An 18,580-nucleotide genomic window follows, 5' to 3' on the forward strand; every position below is an offset into this window, starting at 1 on the left:
GTCGTTGCGCGCGTGGCGGTCCATGAACATGGATTATCCGTCGGCGCTCCCAGCCCCCTGCTTGCGCAGCGCCCTCCATCGCTGCCGCATGCGCCCACTGTCGCTGCCGCACAGGCGCGTGGCTTCCCGCTCCGAGACGGCCCCGGCGCGGATCAACGCAACCACGGACGGCAGGTGGCGCATCGCATTGCACTCCTGCAGGTCGCCTTCCAGGCGGACGGCTTCCATGACGCGCCGCTGTTCCGCCTCGATGAGCTCGTCCTCAACGGACAGGCTATGCAGAGCGGCCGGAACAGGGCGTCGAACGCCCTCATCCGGTTCATCCTCATCCTGCAGGGAGACCTCGCGTCCGCGCCACCGCTCAACCATCCCCCACATGCGGCCCAGCACATAGGTCCGCGGGTCTCCGAGCCGAGCGTCGTATTTGTCCACGCCGGTGGAGCGCTCCAGGCACATCGTGTAGAGACTCTGGCGCACGTCCTCGAGAGTCAGCGTGCTGACCGCTGCAAATCGGGACGCCTCGGCTTCGACGCTGCGGTACAGCGCCGAAGCTCGCTGCAAGATCTCGGTGTCATCCATGGTGAACCTCCAGGAAGGCGCGCACGCGCGCCAGCAGTGCATGCTGCAGGTCAGCCTCCACGTCATGCAGCGCCCCGCCGGCATTTCCAGGGGGATCGCTCCGAGCCAGGTAGTGATCCAGCGTCGCGGCATGGTCCGGGACGAGGCGGCGGCACAGATCTTCAGGGATCCGCAAGGGAAAGAATGCGCCTGCGGTTCCTCCCGGCTCCAGCGATGTCGAGGGACTTCCGGAGATCATGGGCAGCGAGCCCTCCCCGTCGTTCCGTTGCTGCTGCACCGGTGCGGCGACAACATGCCGGCGTCGTCGTGCGGCAGGGGCGTGGGTGGCCTGCTCCTGCGCAAGCGCACAACGGTCACCCGTGATGGGTTCCGTGGATTCCAGCACGATCCTGCGCGCGGCGGCGTCGAGTGCGCAGAATCGGTCCCAGGCGCCGGCGCTTTGGAGGCGGCCGGCGTCGATCAGCCCGCGAGCCACCGGATCACGAGCGATGCGCAGCATCGTGGCCACCCAGCCCTCCGGCTGCCCGAGGGAGCGGGCGAGTGCCGCCACGGGCATGCCGGCCTCGATCAGGCGCAGCACCGTCGTGGCGTATTCGCCCAGGGTCAGCTCGTCACGGTGCATGTTCTCGGTCGCTTGCAGGACCAGCGTCACGGCGCCGAGAGGCTGGTAGACCCTGGCCAGCAGGCTGGACCAACCCAGCAGCTTCGCTGCGCGCCAGCGGCGCTCCCCGTAGACGATGACCCATTGCGCGCCAGCTTCACGCACGCCGATGGGCTGGAGCTGACCAACCACCGCCATGCTCCGGGCCAGCGCGTCGAGCGATACGGGATCGAAATGTCGCCGCGGTTGATCGGCGTCCGGACGCAGGCGGTGTAGAGGAGCGTCAATGATGCGCGAGCGTTGCAGCGCCTCAGCGCAGAGATCAAAGGGTTGCGTGTGTGAACAGGCCATGGGCGGATTTCCGTGAAGTGCAATCGGTTGATGCGTCAGCCGCCCGCAGCGCGAGGAGGCTTGGCGCGCAACTTCTGCGCAAGACTTTCGAGGGCGATTTGCACCGCTTCGCTGGGACGAGGCGGCGGCGCTCCGGAGTTGAGCTCGGGTGGACGAGTGGCGACCGCACACTGCCGGGCGCGCTTCTGCATCGCCATCCATTCGGCACGCAGCTTCTGGAGATCGCCCAGCAACGTGCCGACGTCATGCCCCTTGCGCACGTACCAGTCGTGATTGCTGCGGACGTAGTAGGCCGCAACGTCAGGTGCCTGCACACCGAGGCGGCGTACCAGTTCGGCGACCTGATGGCGCGCGCGGCTGTCGCTCAGCGGCGGGGCGTCATAGCGACTCTGGTAGGCGGCACCGTACTGGGCCCATACGGCGTCGCACAGTTGCTGCTCGTCGGGCGTGAGGCTCAGCCTGCCGGCTCGGCCTTGGCCTTTGGCTGGCGACCCGGCGGGTCGCGAAAGCGGGTCACCGCCTGCAGAAACAGGCATCGCTGCGAGCACGGGCAGGTGACGCTGTGACGCTTTGGCAGGCGTCACAGCTTGCGCGCCACCATCCCCTTCTCCTTCTTCCTTTCTTTGGGGAGGGGCCTGGCGAGAGTGCGTCACGGGTGACGCTTCCTCCGTCACCAATGGGTCGTCACCCCGCGTCACGTCGGGCGTCACCCGTGACGCGTCACCACCGGTGTCACTGCCCGCCACAGCCGGCTGCGCCGCCGGATCCGGCTCGGCCGGGCCGCCCTGCTCCATCGACTTGCGCCGAGCCCGGAGCCGCCGCATGCGCTCGGCGCTACTGCCCGCGCGCCGGGTGGGTTGTTCGTCGCGTTGCAGGTGCTGAACGCGATCCCAGGCATCCAGCGCGAGTTCGGCAATCAGTGGGTGGTAAATGCGCCCGTCGCTGCAGGCGATCCAGCCGCGCAGGGCCACATCCTTGACCTTGCGCCAGCGCACCAGCGTCAGACCGCCGGCAAGGAACGCCAGCACGCGATCGTCGTTCGGAAGGCTGGCCGCAGGCACCTGGAGCCACGATTTCGCCCACAGCGCCACCGCAGCCTTGAACTCCGCCGGGCTCGACAAGGCGAAAAAGTCTGAGTCCATCAGCCGAGTCACGTCGAGTGGCATGAAGGGCATGCTGCGCAGGTCGCATGCCGGCGGGGTCAGCGGCGCGGTGTCAGGGAGCATCGAGCGACTTCCTGGGAGCCGGCGCCGAGGCGTTCGCTGTGCAGCCTGGCGAGAACGAGTGCGGCGCTTCCATTCGGAGCCTTGGTCCGCCCGTGTTTGATGTCGCTCACGGCCGACAACGACAAGCCAATCTGGCGCGCGATCTCCGTAAGGCTCATGCCCGACCGCTCGATGTTGGAAATGCAGCGTGACCAGTTCATGCGCAACAGTCTACGGTATACCGTAGAATGTTGCAACGGTTATACGTTACGGCATTCCGTAATAATGCAGCTCATGACAACACCCGGTGACATCATCAAGAAGCGCAGGGGTGCGCTTGGCCTGACCCAGACGGCGCTATCGAAAATGGCCAAGGTGCATCTCAACACCCTTCGCGACATCGAGGCGAAGGGTGGCGCGAAGTCGAGCTTTCTTCCACAGCTCGCGCGCGCTCTCGCCATCGACATCTATGCGCTGGTCAATGGTGAACTGTCGACGGCGGAAGAACGACCGTCGAACGCTGAGTCTGGCGCGGCCGGTTCCGACGGGAGACCGGGGGCAGCGCGTGCGATGGCCCTGGTCGACGAAGTCATCGGCCAGATCGCCTCCGTGCTGCAGAGCGCGGCACGCGAAGAATTCCAGCGCTGGCTTAGCGGCGAGCACACCAGGGAACAGGCCAGCGCCATCCTGGATGCGCTGATCAACGCATCGAAATCTCTGCCCGCGTCTCCCCCGGGCCTCCTCGAGTCGCCGCGGGCGCCTGACAAGGCCACAAACAAGAAAGTCAAATGAGGTTGCGAACCGGCACGCTCATCTCTGGAACGGAAACCCCGGTCGGCACCGGCCTGAATGCCCCGGTGCGCGCGACCATCCGCGTCGACAGTGCCCTGCACCTCGCCATCGTCAAGCGCCTGTCGCGGGACAAGGTCCTGGCGGAGTGCTTCTGCGCGATGCTGCTCCGGGGCTGGGGCCTTCCCACGCCCGAGCCCATCGTCATCCACGAGCGTGGAGCTCTGATCTTCGGCAGCCTGGATGCCGGGTATCCGAACCTGGCGCAGCGGCTGGGGTATTCGGAGGAGCTTCCGATCGAGCAGAAGAAGCAGCTCGAGCATGCAGGATCGCACATCGTCTGCTCCTGGGACGACGCCCCGAAGGCAACGGCCGTGGATGAAGCGATCGCAAACGCTGACCGCAACCTCGGCAACGTCCTTTGGGATGGCACTGACCATGCCTACATCGACCACGACCGCACGCTTGGGCTGATCGCCCAGCAGCACAACCTGCTGGCCGAGATGGCCAAGATCGTCGGCAAGGCCCGGGAGATTGAGAGGGGCGCTGTCGCGGCCGCGCTCTCGCTGGACACGACGCTTCCGTCCAGATTCGACGTGCCGGAGGGTGTGGATTTTTCACAGTTCGTACACTACATCCAGCAGCGCTTGAATGGATTGGGCGTCCGCCTCCTGAACCGATTTCCCAAGCCCGATGACCTCTTGACCGACCTCGAGCCCACCCCATGACCGCCGAAGCATCCGAACCCAACGCTCACTGGAGGCCCGTGTTCTGGGAGCCGGTGGCCGGCACCGGCGAGCGGCTCATGGTCGGCGTCCTTGTGCTATGGAACGACCAGTTCACGGCACACAGGTTCGTTCGCGACGACGTGCTCGACTGCCTGTACGGGAAGGCCGCCAAGGGCGCGCGCACCCTGATCGACACCGCGCTTCAAAATCTGCGGGACATCGCCGCCGGTGGGGCTCTGTATGTCGACACCATGCCGGCGCTGTACGGGGTGCACCCGGGTCAGCTGAGACAGACCCACGCCGAAAGCCTGGCTGAGGTGCTGCGCACCGCGGCGCTTCTGTACTCCAGCCTCACCAACCTGGACAAGCTCGACGAACTCGAGGAAGTCGATGCCCCTTCGCAGGAGGAAGGCAACCGGCGCTTTACCACGGAGGTTCGCGACCGGGTGATCGCGGCGCGTCCGCAACTGACCCAGTACTTCGGGCGCACGGCCCCCCTCATCGACGGCGGGGAGCTCACCAAATTCGGGTTCGTGAGCCCGCGTGTCATCCTTCACTTCGGCGTGCTCTCGGCAGTCAGGCAGCCCACCGGCCTGCGCGACGCCAGGGCCCGGTTGTGGGAACTGTTCCGCGCTCGCGAACTCTCGGGCATCAATCTCGCCGGCCTGATCTTCGGAACGCCGAGCGCCGACGATCCGACCCTGTCGCCCCGCCAGATCGATGCCATGCGGCGCAACCTCAGCGAGATCGAACGCGAGGCTGACAGCTACGAGATGCGGTTTTTCGCGGTTGCTTCCGTGCAGGCCGGCGCCGACCGCGTGCTCGAGCTCGCGTAGTCGTCTTCTGCTCCATGAAAGCCGCCATCAGGCGGTTTTTTTGCGCCTCGAAGGAAGCGGGAGATACAAGGGTCCCTCCAATTTCGAACAAATTACGGTTTACCGTTGTTTTTATGTACGTTTTGCCGTATCTTTTGAGTTCACCGGAACTCGAGATCGCTTCCACCCATGTTCTTCCTCCGCTCCTCCGTGAACTATGCCCTGGTCGGCGAGCGTGATGGCTGCGCCGGCCGGGAGCCGCCGCCGCACCTGTGGCGCAGGACGGACTACCGCTCGGGTTACGCCCGCGGCCTGCTCGAACGCGCGCAGCGCGTCGCCGACGCCGACCTGCTCCGCGCCCTGCTCCTGTTGCTTGCGCCGGGGGCATTGGACGTCGCCCGGGCAATTGCTTCGAGTGCCTTGAACAGGGCGCGGGGAGTGCGCCAATGACGACACTCCTGACGAACAGCGGCATCGACGTGCGCCCCGGCCAAGTGGACCCCGCGGCCGTACATATCGAGGACATCGCGCATGCGCTCTCTTTGCGCTGCCGATTTTTGGGCCACACGAGAATTCACTACTCGGTCGCGCAGCACTGCTTGCTCGTGGCACGCATCCTCGACGGCATGGACGCCCCGCGCGACGCGATCCTCTGCGGCCTGATGCACGACGCGCACGAGGCCTACGTCGGAAACGTGCCGACATCGATCAAGATATTGCTCGGCACCGCCTGGTCCGACGTTGAGCTGCAGGCCGAGGCCGCAGTGCTCACCGCAACCGGTCTGACCCACAGCATGATGGACTGGCGGGACCTGATCCGCCACGTCGACCGGATCGCGCTGGCCACCGAGCGGCGAGACCTGATGCGCTTCGATGCCGGGTCCAACCGACCCTGGGTGCTTGCAGGCATCGAGCCCCACCCCACCCCGCCACGGAAGGCGGATGGTCACCGCATTGGTGGGAAGACCAGTTTCTCGAACGGTTCGAGAGACTCGGCGGCGTGCAGATTCACCCCGTGCACGCCGCGATGTTCCGGCAGACACGCACGGGCGTGACGGCACTCTAACGATCTCCGAAGGAGTCAACCATGAAACGCTCGATTCTCGCCGTCGGCATGTTTATCGCGCTCGGCCTTGCCGCATGCGGCAGGAACGGTTCTGCGCCCGAAACGGGTCCGAGCCCGTATCCGGGCCGGGACAAGCTGTGGTTCGACGCGCACACCAGGGAGCGCGCGGCAGAGGTCAAGTGGTGCAACGACAACAACGGTTACGTCAACCCGCTTCAACCTTCGCAGCGCGCCGACCAGGCCGCGGCCTGGGATCCGTCCTGCGACGCCGCATCGGATTCGTGGAATGCAGCGATGCGCAGCGCCAAGACCGGTCCGGGCGCATTCTGAGCAATCATTCCCGGCGCCCGCGACCCGCGACGCCGGCTGCCCCCTGATCCTCTGAGACAGACCGCCATGTACAACGACCTGCTCGAGCTTCCCCAACGGGTGATTGCGACGGCCCGCATCGGCGTGCGTCCCGAGCTGCGCGACATCGAGACCGCAAGCTGCCAGTTGATTGCAGCGCGTACCGCGCTGCAACAGAGTGGCCGCAGCGCGCTGGACCTGGAATCGGCGCGTGTCGCCATCGCGGTTCTGCGGCTCGGCCACATGCCCCATCGCAATGCCTGCATCGACGCCGTGACGGCGCTCGCCAAGGTCATGGCGGGGCCGGACCCCCTTCTTGCCGGGGACGCGTGATGCCTTCGGACATGGGGCATGTTGTCGGTTCCGAGGACCCTGGCCTACCCTGCGGCGCCGACCGCGGCCATGGGCCGTCGTCCACCTGTACGTCGGCGTTACTGCACTCGGCGCCCAGCGCCTGCGGCTCCGGACAGGACCGGAGATGATCCATGGCTGACAAGATTCTCGTGACCGCCGTCGAAGGCGCCCGCATGCTCTCAATGGGCCGGTCGACGTTCTGGCGCGCCGTCAGCGCCGGCATGCTGCCGCAGCCCGTGCGGATCGGCGGCCTCACACGGTGGCGGGTGAGCGATCTGATTCACGCTGTCGATCCAGCCAGTCCGCCCACCACTGCATCAGCTCCCTGCGCTGGTCAAGATACTGCGCCCGGTTGTACGCCGCCCGAACCGCATCCGTCTCGCGGTGGGCGAGCTGGCGCTCGATGACATCGTGCGCAAAGCCTGATTGCTCATTGAGCACCGTCGAGGCCAGCGCCCGGAATCCGTGCGCGGTCATCCACTCCGGAAGGCGAGGTTGGCATCGTCAAAAACCCTTTGATCAGGGCAAGCGCAGTGTCAGGCTACCCCAGGGCGGGGTGCGCCACTGGCTCGCTCGGCAATCCAATGGAGCACTCATGGAGTCAACCTGAACGCTGGTGAACCGCCACAGAGTTTGCAAAAATGTTTGCACTATGCTAACGTACATTATGTACTCGATCGAATACAGTCGCGAGGCGTTCAAGAGCCTCAAGGCCATGCCACGCAATCTTGCAACGACGGTGCGCGAAAAGATCGAACAGTTGGCAGCTGCGCCCCACGGACCGAACAACAACGTGAAGAAGCTGCAAGGGCGCCCTGGCTATCGATTGCGCGTCGGCGATTGGCGCGTGATTTACGAAATTCATGATGACCGCCTGGTGGTGATGATCCTTGCGGTTTCCCCACGAGGAGGTGCGTACCAATGAGCACGATTCAATACATCGAACGCAACGGGAAACGAGAATACGCCGTGGTTCCGATGGAGTTGTTTGCGCGGTTGATGCGCGCCGCCGAGAGCCTGGACGACGTGGCCCTGTTCGATGCCGTGAAAGCTGCTGACGACGGATTTCGGGTCCCTGGTGCAGTCGCCCATGCCATCCTTGACGGGATCCATCCCGTCAAGGCCTGGCGCGAATATCGCGGATTCACTCAGGACGCTTTGGCCGAGAAGGCCGGTATCAGCAAGGCCTATCTCAGCCAGATCGAAACGGGCAAGCGGATCGGAGTGGCTAAAACCCTCAAAGCCCTCGCATCGGCACTGGGCGTGACGCTCAATGAGCTCCAGCCCTGATTGCCGCGATGCGGCCTGCGATATCCACCGGCATCCCGTCATCGAAAGATCGCGAGCAGCCTGCGAAAGGTCGCTCCCCCGCACGCAGGGGTGAAACGGCCGCCCTACCCCTCCTGCTCAGCGACGATTCCGGTCGTCTCGATCTCGTAGGCCAGCTCGTCCCATCCCGCGTCACGGGCAAACTTGGCCATGCGCTGCACGGTGCGCGGAGCTGCAGGGCGGCGCTGGCTCTGTGGCACGTCGCTTGGACGCATGCTCCAAGGTTCGAGGCGGTGCCCGGCCGCCGCCGCAAGTCGACTGACAAAGGCGGCAATACGAAAGCCGCCCTCATCCACGTCGCCCCAGTGGCTCACGGGCACGCCGGACGGTGTGCCGGCCAGCAGCCGCTGATACATTGCGCCCCAGGCCGGTGAGGGCATCCCTGCCGTGTAGATGCATAGCACATCGCTGTCGCACAGACGCCGTGCCTGGACATGGAACGTGGTGAGATTTTCGATCGTGAGCACGCGGCTGGGCGAGCCCTCCACGCCTAGCACGGTGTCGGGCGGAAACGCCCCGTAGGGGCTGTCGAGCAGTGCGGAAACGCGTTCGCGGCGCACAATCAGGCGAGCGGCCATGCGAACCGGCTGTGGCTCGCGGAACAACCCGATTTCCTGCAGCACCTGGGTGTCGGGCCGCTGCGGTGCCGCGGCGTCGCCTGCGAGCAGCACGTCAAGCTCGGGCACGAGCGCCTCGATGCGCTTGCTATCTTTGAACAGTTGGGCGCTGGCGTCGCGCACTGGGATGTCGCACTCGCCCTGTTCGCGGCAGTAGGCGATGGTGCGCCAGGCGTCGAACCAAGCGGCAGCGTGCTGCGGGCCGTCGCCCCGCACGGTCTTCAGGGCCGCCCAGCGCGCGAGCACGTCCTCCAGCACCGGGAAGGCCTGGATGCACGGCTGAAGCATGTCTGCCGCCTGCGAGACCAAGCTGACGTGCGTGGGTTGAGCCAACATGTCGGCCAGGCGCTGGGTGTCGAGCAGGTCGACGCGCTCGATGAACCCAGTGACGTCGCCGCGCGGCCGGGTCAGGCGCACGGCGCCGCAGGCCTGCGCGCGCTCGAGCACGGCGTCAAACGCTTCCTTGTCCTGGAGGCTGCGCAGCGCGTGATATTCGGCCAGAGCAGCGCCGGTCAGCGCGGCGCGCTGTCCGACTCCGGCGTCGCGCCGATTGGCCGCCTTGAGCAGGCGCACGAGCGCCGTCTCGGCCAGTGCGTGCGCGCTGTCCTGGCTCATGCCGGGTTGATCGCCGCAAGGAGCTGAACCTCGCGCTCGAGCAACTCGGGGTTGAACTCGGGCAGGTCTTCGCGACTGAGATTGCGGCTGGCCGCATCGACATCGTGGCCCTCAAGGAGCACCACGTTGGCCTCGGCGTCGCGCATGATGTCGTAGTAACGGTCGAGGAAGGCATTGAGATGTCCCAGTGCTTCCCCGGCGCTGGCCAGAAAGATCTGTAAGCCGAGCTCCTCGAAATAGCGCATCGTGGCGATGATGTTGCGCGCGTCCATCTTGATGAACGCCTCGTCGAGTACGAGCAGGCGCACGCCGCTGTCGTCGCCAGGCTGCAGGCGGTAGGCCGAGGCCATGGCCGCGCCGGCGATCACGTACAGGGGCGAGCGGTGTTCGCCGCCGGAGCCCGAACCCATGCGCTTGCTCAGCAGGTCCACGAGTTGCGTCACCCCGGTCTCGGGGTTCTCGCGCAGCACCTCCACGTCAAAGTCGAAGAACTCGCGGTAATCGTCCAGAGGCGACTTGATCGCCGCTGCCCCCGGCACCGCCTTGCCACGCATCAGATCGTCGAACTCGGGCGGCATCTCCCCCGCGCCGCCCAGCAGATCGTCCTCGGGCCCGTACCTGGCCACGTCGCGCACGAACTTGTGGAGACGGTCGAAGGCCGGGCGAACCGGGCGGCGGAAGCGATAGCGCTCGCCGTTCGTGAAGGCGGGGGCCGAAGCCAACGCCGCGTTCATGCGTCGGATCGTCTCATCGAGCCAGTCGATATGCTCGTTGATCGCCACGGCCACATCGGTACGGAACGTGCGCTTGGCCGCTGCCAAGGCGTCATCCATCTTTTCCTTGTAGTCCTTGAGGCCGGTGCCGTGGAGCTGACTCACGCGCTCAACCAGCCAGGCGCGCGCGACCGTCCAGTCGGCGTCGCCATCCTCGGGCATCGTTTCGCGATGCTTGGTCACAAAGACGGCGAGCAGGCGCTGGGCATTGCTGGCGGCGTTCTGGCACGTCTGACGGCTTCTGCCGGCCCGCGAATGGCACTCACGGGCCATCTCGGCGAAATTTGAGCCCAGGCGATCGTGGCTGAGCAGGCGGTCCCATTGCTCCGAAGCATAGGCGGCCGCATCATCGAAACCCGCAACGCTGCGGGCGCGGGTTGCCGCCTCGCCCGAGCGCTGCACGGCGGCACGACGCTGTTGCGTGTTGTCCGTGAGAACGCTGTGCTGGTTCTGAGCCTTCCCCACGGCGGCCGCCGCGGCGAGGGTGCGGCTGCGGAGGGCGTCGAGCTCGGCTGACGCATTGTTCGCGGCGTCGCACAGCTGGCGGTATTCGTCGGTGTCGAGGGCGTCGAGCTGACGCTGGAAGTCCTTTGCCGCGGCAGCACTTTGTTCGAGCTCCCCGAAGGCATCCATGACGGTGCGGACCCTCTCGCTTTCGTCGCCGGACACCGCCGAGAGCAAGGTCACAATGGGCTTGAATGCATCGTATTGCTGCCCCGCGGTGATCGCGTGCTGCTGCGCGCGGCGCCAGATGTCTTCGGCCGCGCTGCGCGCGCTGGCTGTCACGGGACCGATGAGGAACTGGGCCGGATCGACCGGCCGGCGGCGCAGAATCTCACCGCTGGCGACGATCATGCCGTCGGGCGTCATGGCGAAGCGATGCTCGAAGCATTCGTTTTCGCTTTGCGCGCGCTGGAAGTCGCCGAGCTTGGAGCGCAGGTAGTTCACCGCCGCCGCGTCGTGGCCATTGATCAGCTCGGCCACGGAGCCCGCACGCGGGCTGGCGCGCTCGGTGAACCGGCTGGGCATGACGATCTTGGCGTCGAAGATGCGCGCGCCGCGGTACAGGGCGAACGCGCGGCGCTCAGCCGAAGCATCGACCAGCAGGGCTTGCATGTTCTGCGCGCCGAGGAAGGCTTCGATCACCGGCTGCCAGGTCTGGGCGTCCTCGATCGCGACGAGTTGGCACACGGGGTTGGCTTCGATGCCCGCGTTCGAGAGCAGCTCCCGCAACGCGTCGGCCGGCGTGTCGCGCGTGTTGCGCCGCCCCTGCCTGAGGCTGTCGAGGTTCGCGCGCGCCTTGGTCTCCTCCTGCTGTGCTCGCGTGTGCGCCGTGCCCAGATCTTTGAGGATGCTCAGGGCTTCGACACCCTTGGCCTTGGCCGCGCGCAAGGCGCGGCGCATGGCCTGCTCAATGCCGTGGGCGCTCCAGGCATCGGCGCCCAGCAGCCCGCCCAGCTCGGCTGCCGCTGCGGCACAAGCCTCGTCGCTGTCGCCCACCAGCGCGCCCGGGCGCGGCATCGGCACTTCCAGCGCGCGCTTGAGGCTGCCCAGGTCGCCAAGCAGGGCCGTTCGGCGTTCGCTCTCCTTGGTACGCGCCACGCCGAGGCGATCTCGCAGGAGGGCAGCCCCGCCGTGCGAGGCATGCTGGTCGCGGCGCTGTGCGGCAGCGGCTGCGGCGTCACTGGCCGCAGCTTCGGCCTGCTGCGCCTGTTGCTGGGCGCGCTTTGCATCGTCGAGGGCGACTTCGGCTTGGCCCTGCGCCATTTCGGCGGCGGCCAGCGCCTCGTTGTCCACCTCGAGCTGAGCGTCCGCTTCCAGCGCATCCCATGCGAGCGCATGGACCTGCTCACGCTGCGCACGCTCGAAATCGTCCAGGATCGGACGGCTCTCGGCGATTCTCTCCTCGATCTCGCGCACCTTCGCGGCCATCTCCTGGAAGGTTCCCAGGACGTCCTTGAAGCCGCGCGTGTTCGTGGGGCGCGCTTCGAGCACCTGATTGCGCACGATCTGGTCCACGCTGCCGTCGAACCGCATGCGCAGGCCAAATCGAAAGGCCTGTCGGAAGGCGTCGATCGAGGGCGCGCGCCCGGCACCGCGTAGGGCGAACAGCAGGGCATTCACGAAGCGCTCGGCGTCGTGGAACAGAAACTCCTCGGCGCCGGCCTTCTGTTGCAGATAATGGCGAAACGCGCCCCACTCCCGGGGCTTTTCCGTGGTGCCCACGACGTCGAGGTGATCTTGCATGCGCAGTTCGCCGGGCACGAGGTAGCGCCCCAGGACGTCGTGGCCGTCGCGGTCGGCGGCGGCGGCGATGCATACGCCGCAGGAAATCACTTGGGCGGTCTGCGTGTCAGTCCAGATCAAGGTGATGTAGGTCGTTGCGGCGTCGCGCACGCGCGCGTCGGCTGCATCGCCATACCTGCCCAAGCAGTAGCTGCGAATCGAGCGCGTGGAGCGGTTATTGCTCTCCTCGGCCTGCGCGTTCAGCACGACGCCGGTAGCGTTGCTGGCACTACCGCCGAGCATGACGATCTGCACCGCATCCAGCAGTGAGGACTTGCCACTGCCGTTGGCGCCGAAGACGCCACAGGTGCGACCGATGGGCACGTCGAGCTTCTCGTACAGGAAGAACTGCACCAGGCGAATGGCAGTGAGCTGCATCATGCCGCTTCTCCTTGCGTCATGGCGTCGTTGGCGTCCGATCCTGGAGCGTCGTCACCCTCTCCTTCGCCGCCCTCCTCGCCCGGCTCGGCCTCCGCATCTGCGTGTACGACACCGTCGTCGGAGTCAGTCTGAGCGAACAAGGCCAGGCGCTGCAACGCCGCTTCGCCCAGCACATCGGCGATGCCTGGACGAATGACGACGAAGAATGGCTGGTTGCTGCGTGAGGCGGCTGCCTCATCAGTATCGACGATACGCGCGATGCCCCATCGCTGCATGGTCTTCATCAGGGTGCGCAGAGGGCCGACCATGGGCATGTCGCGCCCGTTGGTCGCCTGCTTGTAGTAGGTGCCCAGGTCAATCAAGTCGTAGGTCACCTCGCCGTTCTCGTCGCAGTGGCCCGATCGCGCCTGCTCGTCATAGATGCGCCGAAGGACCAGCGCGAGCAGGGTCTGCTCGACCGATGCTGTGGCGCTCTTGGCGTGCTGGGGAATCGCACAGGCGTAGCGCAGATTGGAGTTGACCTTGAGCGCGAAACCCAAGGGCTCGAGGGCGCGCCTGAACTCGCGCTCGAAGTCGCGGATGAGGCTGTAGGCGACGCGGCTGTTGCGGTCGGCATCGTAAATAACCTGCTCGGACACGAGGCGGTAGGCCGCGCTTTCGAAGTCGGAGGCCATCGCCGTACCGCTTGAGGCCTCAATGGCATGATCCCAGAAACCCATGGTGCTACCCCTTCTTCTTGATCTTGGCCTCGATGGCAAACGGCACGTGCGAGATGGGCTGACCGGTATCGACCGCCGTCTCGCCCCTCTCGGTCGTGAAGCCAATGGACATGGAGCGCGCAATCATCCTCAGGCTGCGGCGCCCGGAGGCGTTGGCCATGGAGATCGTGCACAGCGTCTGCAGTGCGCGCAGTGCTTCGACACTGTCAACCTTGAGCGCGCGACTGTCCATGGTGTCGCGCCCCGCGAGCTGCTCCCGCACGAAAGCCGAAAGCTTTGCCGCGGACACGGTGCGACGGTCGCGGGCACGCAGGTGCAGCAGTGCGCGCGCTCGGGCATGCGGCGACATGGCTTGGCGACGCAACTCGACGGCAGCAGGCCGGTGCCGCGCCTGGCGCGGCATGGCGAGGCCCATGGCGTGGACACACTCGCCCGGTGCAAAGGGCTCTGGCAACATGCCATGCTCGCCCAAGCGCAGCACAGCGTCGATGGCGTGGTCGATGAGCATATCGAGCGGGCGCGAGGCGCGAAGCCGATAGTCGATGTAGGCCAGAGCCATGCGGTTAGCCCGACGGATCTCGTCGTCCAGTCGTTCAAGGTATTCGTCGATGCGCCGCAGGTCTTCGAGGCGCTGTATGTCGCGCGAGAAGAGCAGTTCGGCACGCCGTGCATCGCCAGCAGCGGGCTTGGCCGCGTACCACTGGAGGAGGCGCGAGCGGATCTCGGGCGTTTCCTGGATTTGGGCGACCATGCGCAGGATTTCCTGGCGACGTGCCAGTGGATGCTCGCGCGTGCGCAGCTCCTTGTAGTCGCCGATGAACATCTTCTCCACGAAGTCGGTGAAAAAACGGCGCACGAACTCGGCCGTCGCATGCTCATTGCTGATCTCGGCCATCAGATCGCGCACGTTGGTGCCTGCGATGCGCACATGCTCGAGCAGCGCCCGGGATTGCCGGGCCACCTCTTGCAGCGAGGCCCCGTCGGCGTTGGACTCCAGTAGGTCGCGCACGTTGGCGGCGATGCTGCGGATCTTTCCCGAGACGAACTCGGGGCCGGTCTGCGCAAAATCCACCAGCCGGTTGAGAAATTGCGCGGAAGCCGGCGGCATGGTGACCATCTCGCGCACGCCCACGCGGTCCACGCGCAGCCAGCCAGCCTCGCGCAGCGTGTGAAAGGCCATGTTCGCGCGAATGCTCAAGGGCGTGGCCAGTTCTTCGCCCTCGAGGCTCCAGGACTGGAACGACATCTCCAAGGCAATGTCCTGCACGATCTCGGCCATGAGAAAGCCCGCGCCTGGGGGCAGCGGCGCGTCTGGGCCAAAACGTTTTCCGTGCAGCGCGCACAGCAGCTCCCAGTAGCGCATGCGGTTGGGCGAGGCCAGCGGACCGAACAGGCGATCGGGAACGCGCCGAAACAGTGGCGGATAGCGCTCGTCGAGCGCTGCGATGCGCTCAGGGGTCAGTTCGGGAAGAGCCACGACTTGCACTCCTTGGGGTTGCTCACCGCAAGTTGATACTCGGGCGGGCGCTGCTTGTCCGGGTCGACCGCAACGCGCAACTCCTGCAACATGTACTGCAGCAGAGCTCCGCGACAGTGCTCCACGCGCGCGGCAGTGCCGCGGAACATCTCGTCGCGCACGACGATCTGTTGCGCGGGAGAAAGCGCCGGATGGGCCTCGATGCGCACCTTGACGATGGTGGACCACGCCTGGTCGGTGGCCGTGTCGACGCTGCGCGGGGTGTCAAGCACGCGCACGTCGCACATACGCCCGAGCACGAAATCGCGGAACTCACCTGTCTCGAGGCAGTAGCCGCGAACGTGCCAGCGCCGCCCGGCGAGGACGAGGCTATGCGGTTCGATGGTGCGTGCGTGCGGCTCGGGGTGTCCCATCGACGCATAGGTAAAAGCCACCTGCAGCGCGTCGGCAATGGCGATGTTCAGGCGGGAAAAGGTCTTTGCGCTGGGATGCTGCAGGTCCCACGGGACCACAGAGAATCGCTCGACCTCTGCAGGAGCGTAGGGAGAGAGCATTTCAGCCAGGAACGCCGTGCGTTTCTGGCGCGCCAAAGCATCGGCCTGCTGGTAGGCCACTGGGGTCGCGGTGTACTCGCGGCGCCGCGGATCCCATCGTGTCCAGTTCGAGTGCCCCTCCCTGAAGTCGCGCAGCCATTGACTGGCACGGACCGGGCCGAGGTCGAACTCCTGCATGAGCCGCCCACGGCTCACGCGCCCCTCCCACAAGAGGAGGCGGCCGACTTTTGCGTTGCGACTATCTTGCCCGTCGAGTGACACCCAGCGCTCCATACATTTTTTTGCATGGTATAGAAAAGTGTACGGAGCAACAAGGCTCGCCGGAGACCCGCCCATGACGCCCTGGATCAAGCCCTTCATCGCCCTGCCGGCCATCGTCGCCCACAAAGCTGGGCTGACGAAGGCAGCGTGTGCTTCAGACCCTTGCCTACACAATTTTGCGAAGATCCGCGTGCTCTCGATGGGCCGTCCCACGCTCGGGTGCGTATTCCTGCGCAAACCTACCAGTCGTTCTGCTCCAAAGGCGCCACCGGCGCCAACGTGTCGGCCCCATGCGAGTCACCCGGATGGGGCGCAGTCGGCGCCCCGCGACCGGTGCTCGGCCAGAGCGGGCGCTGAGCTCAGCCGGTTGCGGCGACTGCAATGCGCGAGGCAGCGGTCGCCGAAATCGTCGGCATCCTGAGCGGCTGCTTCCAGTGCCAGCAAGCTGTGGCTTTTCACCCGTTGCAGTCGCTCGATGGTTGTTTCCCGACACGCCAGAGCCGTCTTACGCACCCTCGGCCGTCCACGATCTATCAGCACGAGCAGGATGGCGATTCGGGGCTTTGCGTGCGTATCGCATCAGGGCGCTGATGCAGGTGATAGCTAGCTTACCTCGGCGCTACATTCACCTGCCATGGAGCGACACTACTAGGGATGGTGTTCAAAAAGCCTCCGCCCACTGGCATGGCGAGTGGGCAATCGAGACAATGACGGCATGAAACAGACCGACCTTGGCTTGGACCTGACGAGCCGCAAGACCCGCAAGGCGCAGTTCCTGGATGAGATGAACCGCGTGGTTCCGTGGGGCGCATTGCTGGCGTTGATCGCGCCGCATGCGCCGCGCAAGGACAAGGGGCGCCCGCCCTTCGGCATCGAACCGATGCTGCGCATTCATTTCCTTCAACAGTGGTTCGGGCTGTCGGACGTCGCGATGGAAGAGGCGCTGTTCGACGTGCCGCTGTACCGGCAGTTCGCGGGGCTGGGCGGGATGAACCGGTTGCCCGACCGGGTGAGCATCCTGCGGTTTCGCCATCTGCTCGAGCGCCATGACCTGGCGCCCCAGATGCTGCAAACCGTCAACGCGACGTTGGCGGCCCAGGGGCTGTTGCTCAAGGAAGGCACGGCCATCGACGCCACGCTGATCGCGGCACCCAGTTCGACGAAGAACAGCACCGGCACACGCGACCCCGAGATGCATCAAACCAAGAAGGGCAACCAGTGGCATTTTGGAATGAAAGCCCATATCGGCGTGGACGCCGACAGCGGCCTGGTGCACACGGTGGTGGGCACACCGGCCAACGTCAATGACGTGACCCAGGCGCATGCGCTGGTGCATGGCGAAGAATCGGCGGTGTTCGCCGATGCGGGCTACCAGGGCGTGGACAAGCGCGAGGACACGCAGGCCATCGACACCCAGTGGCATGTCGCGATGCGTGCGGGCAAGCGCCGGCTGCTCGACAAGGCCGACCCCAAGGACGCCATAGCCGAACAACTCGAGCACGTCAAGGCGCGCATCCGTGCCAAGGTGGAACACCCGTTTCGAGTGATCAAGCGCCAGTTCGGGCACATGAAGGTCCGCTACCGCGCACTGGCGAAGAACACCGCCCAGTTGCACACGCTGTTCGCGCTGAGCAATCTGTGGATGGCGCGCCACCGACTGATCGACACCATGGGATGAGTGCGTCCGCAAGGCGTCAAAACGGCGCAAAACCTGCCGCGATGCCGAAAGGGCAGGCGCTTTCGGCCCCAAAACGCTGTCCGACGGCCATGACACGCCATCCCCTCGCCAGCCGTTCATCCATTCACGCTTTTTGGACACCATCCCTAGCCGTCAACTTACCGCGGCCTAGGCTACAGGGAGCGATCCGGTAGACGGATCAGGTTTCATGTCAAAATGCAGAATTTTCCAAATATATGAATCAAAATCTCGCTTCAGATGAACCAAAGACGAAAGAAGATTTCTTGCTGTATCGATCCATCTATTACGGCGCATCTGGCGCTTCGTTCGTAACACTGATTCAAATAATCGGCAAGTCCTATTCCGCGCTAAATATAATTGGAATTACTTTCCTTGCTGCTGCCTCGTTGGGGTTCCTGGTCTGCGGAGCGATCTATGAAAAGGTTGCTATAAAATGGGAGCACTTGAAGAGGCATCATAAGGACTCGCACAAAGGCTTTGTCAAGCTCGCCTCTAATATCTCTCTTCTACTCGCGTTCATAGGTGCTGCTGCAGCCTTTCATAAGCCACTAAATATCGATGCTTTGCAATGCTTCATCGCGGATCGAGGCTCATTTATCATTGCTGCGGTAGTAATCGCATTACTTTCATTGGCCGTCTTTATGATGATCCTCTTTGGCTTCACAAATTCGATCACCGAAAAACCGAACGCTCTCAAATCAACGGCGGGCAAATGAAAGGCAAGGCTTTCTACATGGGTTTCCAATGCATCAGCTGGGCAATTCAGCCATAGCAGTCCCGCAGCTGGTGTGTGGCAGGGATTTGATCTCGCTGTCGCTTGACAGTAAGTCTGAAATCCTGATCGCGACATCGTCAGGAAGATCCTTGATTCCGCTCGACGTGGTCTCATCGACCAAGTGCGTCGGCGCGATGTCCTGTCCCTCGCTGAGGGCGAAATCATGTGGTTCGAGCTTGTGACGAACGGCACGAAAGTCCGACAAGGGGCCGGTTTGCTCTTCCGTTGGCAGCTTTGGAACGGGGCGTACTTACGAGC

20 protein-coding genes and 1 pseudogene are annotated in these 18,580 nt (G+C 65.0%); 11 read left to right on the forward strand and 10 right to left on the reverse strand.

The features are described from left to right. Positions 1 to 33: 33 nt before the first annotated feature. Genes BVH73_RS01960 through BVH73_RS16150 form a run of 4 tightly spaced genes read right to left on the reverse strand, consistent with a single transcriptional unit; the run spans position 34 to position 2,957 of the window. A complete protein-coding gene (locus BVH73_RS01960) occupies positions 34 to 579 on the reverse strand; it encodes a hypothetical protein (protein WP_079415631.1) in 546 nt (181 codons plus the stop codon). Beyond that, positions 572 to 1,531, reverse strand: a complete 960-nt coding sequence (locus BVH73_RS01965) for a ParB/RepB/Spo0J family partition protein (protein ID WP_169836736.1) — start codon at positions 1,529 to 1,531, stop codon at positions 572 to 574. The genes BVH73_RS01960 and BVH73_RS01965 overlap by 8 nt, the downstream gene beginning before the upstream one ends. Positions 1,532 to 1,566: 35 nt before the next feature. After that, the gene (locus BVH73_RS15990; protein WP_079415634.1) at positions 1,567 to 2,757 is read right to left on the reverse strand and encodes a DUF1376 domain-containing protein; all 1,191 of its coding nucleotides are present in this window, start codon (positions 2,755 to 2,757) and stop codon (positions 1,567 to 1,569) included. After that, positions 2,733 to 2,957 carry a helix-turn-helix domain-containing protein gene (locus tag BVH73_RS16150; protein ID WP_079415635.1) on the reverse strand — a complete coding sequence of 75 codons (225 nt, stop codon included), beginning with the start codon at positions 2,955 to 2,957 and terminating at the stop codon, positions 2,733 to 2,735. Before BVH73_RS16150 ends, BVH73_RS15990 begins: the two co-directional genes overlap by 25 nt. On the opposite strand from BVH73_RS16150, the gene BVH73_RS01980 reads away from it, so the two are divergent. The 7 genes from BVH73_RS01980 (at position 2,857) to BVH73_RS02010 (ending at position 6,815) form a co-directional block, all read left to right on the forward strand. Beyond that, complete coding sequence (locus tag BVH73_RS01980; protein WP_154048399.1) at positions 2,857 to 3,528, forward strand: helix-turn-helix domain-containing protein; 672 nt, start codon at positions 2,857 to 2,859, stop codon at positions 3,526 to 3,528. The two genes, BVH73_RS16150 and BVH73_RS01980, sit on opposite strands and share 101 nt — an antisense overlap. Then, positions 3,525 to 4,253: a hypothetical protein gene (locus BVH73_RS01985; protein WP_079415638.1), complete on the forward strand. Its 729-nt coding sequence runs from the start codon at positions 3,525 to 3,527 to the stop codon at positions 4,251 to 4,253. The genes BVH73_RS01980 and BVH73_RS01985 overlap by 4 nt, the downstream gene beginning before the upstream one ends. Further along, positions 4,250 to 5,089 carry a hypothetical protein gene (locus tag BVH73_RS01990; protein WP_079415639.1) on the forward strand — a complete coding sequence of 280 codons (840 nt, stop codon included), beginning with the start codon at positions 4,250 to 4,252 and terminating at the stop codon, positions 5,087 to 5,089. Before BVH73_RS01985 ends, BVH73_RS01990 begins: the two co-directional genes overlap by 4 nt. Positions 5,090 to 5,257: 168 nt before the next feature. After that, entirely contained in the window at positions 5,258 to 5,518 is a 261-nt protein-coding gene (locus BVH73_RS01995) for a hypothetical protein (protein ID WP_079415641.1), read from the forward strand. Next, positions 5,515 to 6,123 (forward strand): hypothetical protein, encoded by a 609-nt coding sequence (locus BVH73_RS02000; RefSeq protein ID WP_079415642.1) that lies wholly within the window; start codon positions 5,515 to 5,517, stop codon positions 6,121 to 6,123. The genes BVH73_RS01995 and BVH73_RS02000 overlap by 4 nt, the downstream gene beginning before the upstream one ends. A 32-nt stretch (positions 6,124 to 6,155) precedes the next feature. After that, on the forward strand, positions 6,156 to 6,464 hold the full coding sequence (locus BVH73_RS02005) for a hypothetical protein (protein WP_079415643.1): 309 nt from the start codon (positions 6,156 to 6,158) through the stop codon (positions 6,462 to 6,464). A 66-nt stretch (positions 6,465 to 6,530) separates the two neighbouring features. Further along, positions 6,531 to 6,815 (forward strand): hypothetical protein, encoded by a 285-nt coding sequence (locus BVH73_RS02010; protein ID WP_079415645.1) that lies wholly within the window; start codon positions 6,531 to 6,533, stop codon positions 6,813 to 6,815. Between the two features lie 273 nt (positions 6,816 to 7,088). Here the strand turns inward: BVH73_RS02010 and BVH73_RS02020 are convergent. After that, positions 7,089 to 7,313: pseudogene (locus tag BVH73_RS02020) on the reverse strand (tyrosine-type recombinase/integrase); the annotation flags it as partial. Between the two features lie 190 nt (positions 7,314 to 7,503). On the opposite strand from BVH73_RS02020, the gene BVH73_RS02025 reads away from it, so the two are divergent. Then, on the forward strand, positions 7,504 to 7,761 hold the full coding sequence (locus tag BVH73_RS02025) for a type II toxin-antitoxin system RelE family toxin (RefSeq protein ID WP_079415646.1): 258 nt from the start codon (positions 7,504 to 7,506) through the stop codon (positions 7,759 to 7,761). Continuing rightward, a complete protein-coding gene (locus BVH73_RS02030) occupies positions 7,758 to 8,126 on the forward strand; it encodes a helix-turn-helix domain-containing protein (protein WP_079415647.1) in 369 nt (122 codons plus the stop codon). The genes BVH73_RS02025 and BVH73_RS02030 overlap by 4 nt, the downstream gene beginning before the upstream one ends. A gap of 104 nt (positions 8,127 to 8,230) precedes the next feature. On the opposite strand, the gene BVH73_RS02035 is transcribed toward BVH73_RS02030, so the two are convergent. From BVH73_RS02035 to BVH73_RS02055, 5 genes are read right to left on the reverse strand one after another with little or no spacing between them, the layout of a single operon-like run. Further along, positions 8,231 to 9,397, reverse strand: coding sequence for a Wadjet anti-phage system protein JetD domain-containing protein (locus tag BVH73_RS02035; protein ID WP_079415648.1), 1,167 nt, complete (start codon positions 9,395 to 9,397; stop codon positions 8,231 to 8,233). Beyond that, positions 9,394 to 12,837 (reverse strand): SbcC/MukB-like Walker B domain-containing protein, encoded by a 3,444-nt coding sequence (locus BVH73_RS02040; protein WP_079415649.1) that lies wholly within the window; start codon positions 12,835 to 12,837, stop codon positions 9,394 to 9,396. Before BVH73_RS02040 ends, BVH73_RS02035 begins: the two co-directional genes overlap by 4 nt. Further along, positions 12,834 to 13,556, reverse strand: coding sequence for a DUF4194 domain-containing protein (locus BVH73_RS02045; RefSeq protein ID WP_079415650.1), 723 nt, complete (start codon positions 13,554 to 13,556; stop codon positions 12,834 to 12,836). The genes BVH73_RS02040 and BVH73_RS02045 overlap by 4 nt, the downstream gene beginning before the upstream one ends. 4 nt (positions 13,557 to 13,560) lie before the next feature. Next, positions 13,561 to 15,033: a Wadjet anti-phage system protein JetA family protein gene (locus BVH73_RS02050; RefSeq protein WP_079415651.1), complete on the reverse strand. Its 1,473-nt coding sequence runs from the start codon at positions 15,031 to 15,033 to the stop codon at positions 13,561 to 13,563. After that, positions 15,015 to 15,764, reverse strand: coding sequence for a helix-turn-helix transcriptional regulator (locus BVH73_RS02055; RefSeq protein ID WP_218919042.1), 750 nt, complete (start codon positions 15,762 to 15,764; stop codon positions 15,015 to 15,017). The genes BVH73_RS02050 and BVH73_RS02055 overlap by 19 nt, the downstream gene beginning before the upstream one ends. Before the next feature lie 799 nt (positions 15,765 to 16,563). Here BVH73_RS02055 and BVH73_RS02060 point away from each other — a divergent pair. After that, positions 16,564 to 17,526, forward strand: a complete 963-nt coding sequence (locus BVH73_RS02060; RefSeq protein ID WP_079415655.1) for an IS5 family transposase — start codon at positions 16,564 to 16,566, stop codon at positions 17,524 to 17,526. 236 nt (positions 17,527 to 17,762) lie between these two features. Then, positions 17,763 to 18,263, forward strand: coding sequence for a hypothetical protein (locus BVH73_RS02065; RefSeq protein ID WP_079415657.1), 501 nt, complete (start codon positions 17,763 to 17,765; stop codon positions 18,261 to 18,263). Positions 18,264 to 18,580 lie beyond the last annotated feature (317 nt).

The organism is Thiomonas intermedia (assembly GCF_002028405.1).
In the GTDB taxonomy this organism is placed as follows: Bacteria; Pseudomonadota; Gammaproteobacteria; order Burkholderiales; family Burkholderiaceae_C; genus Thiomonas; species Thiomonas intermedia.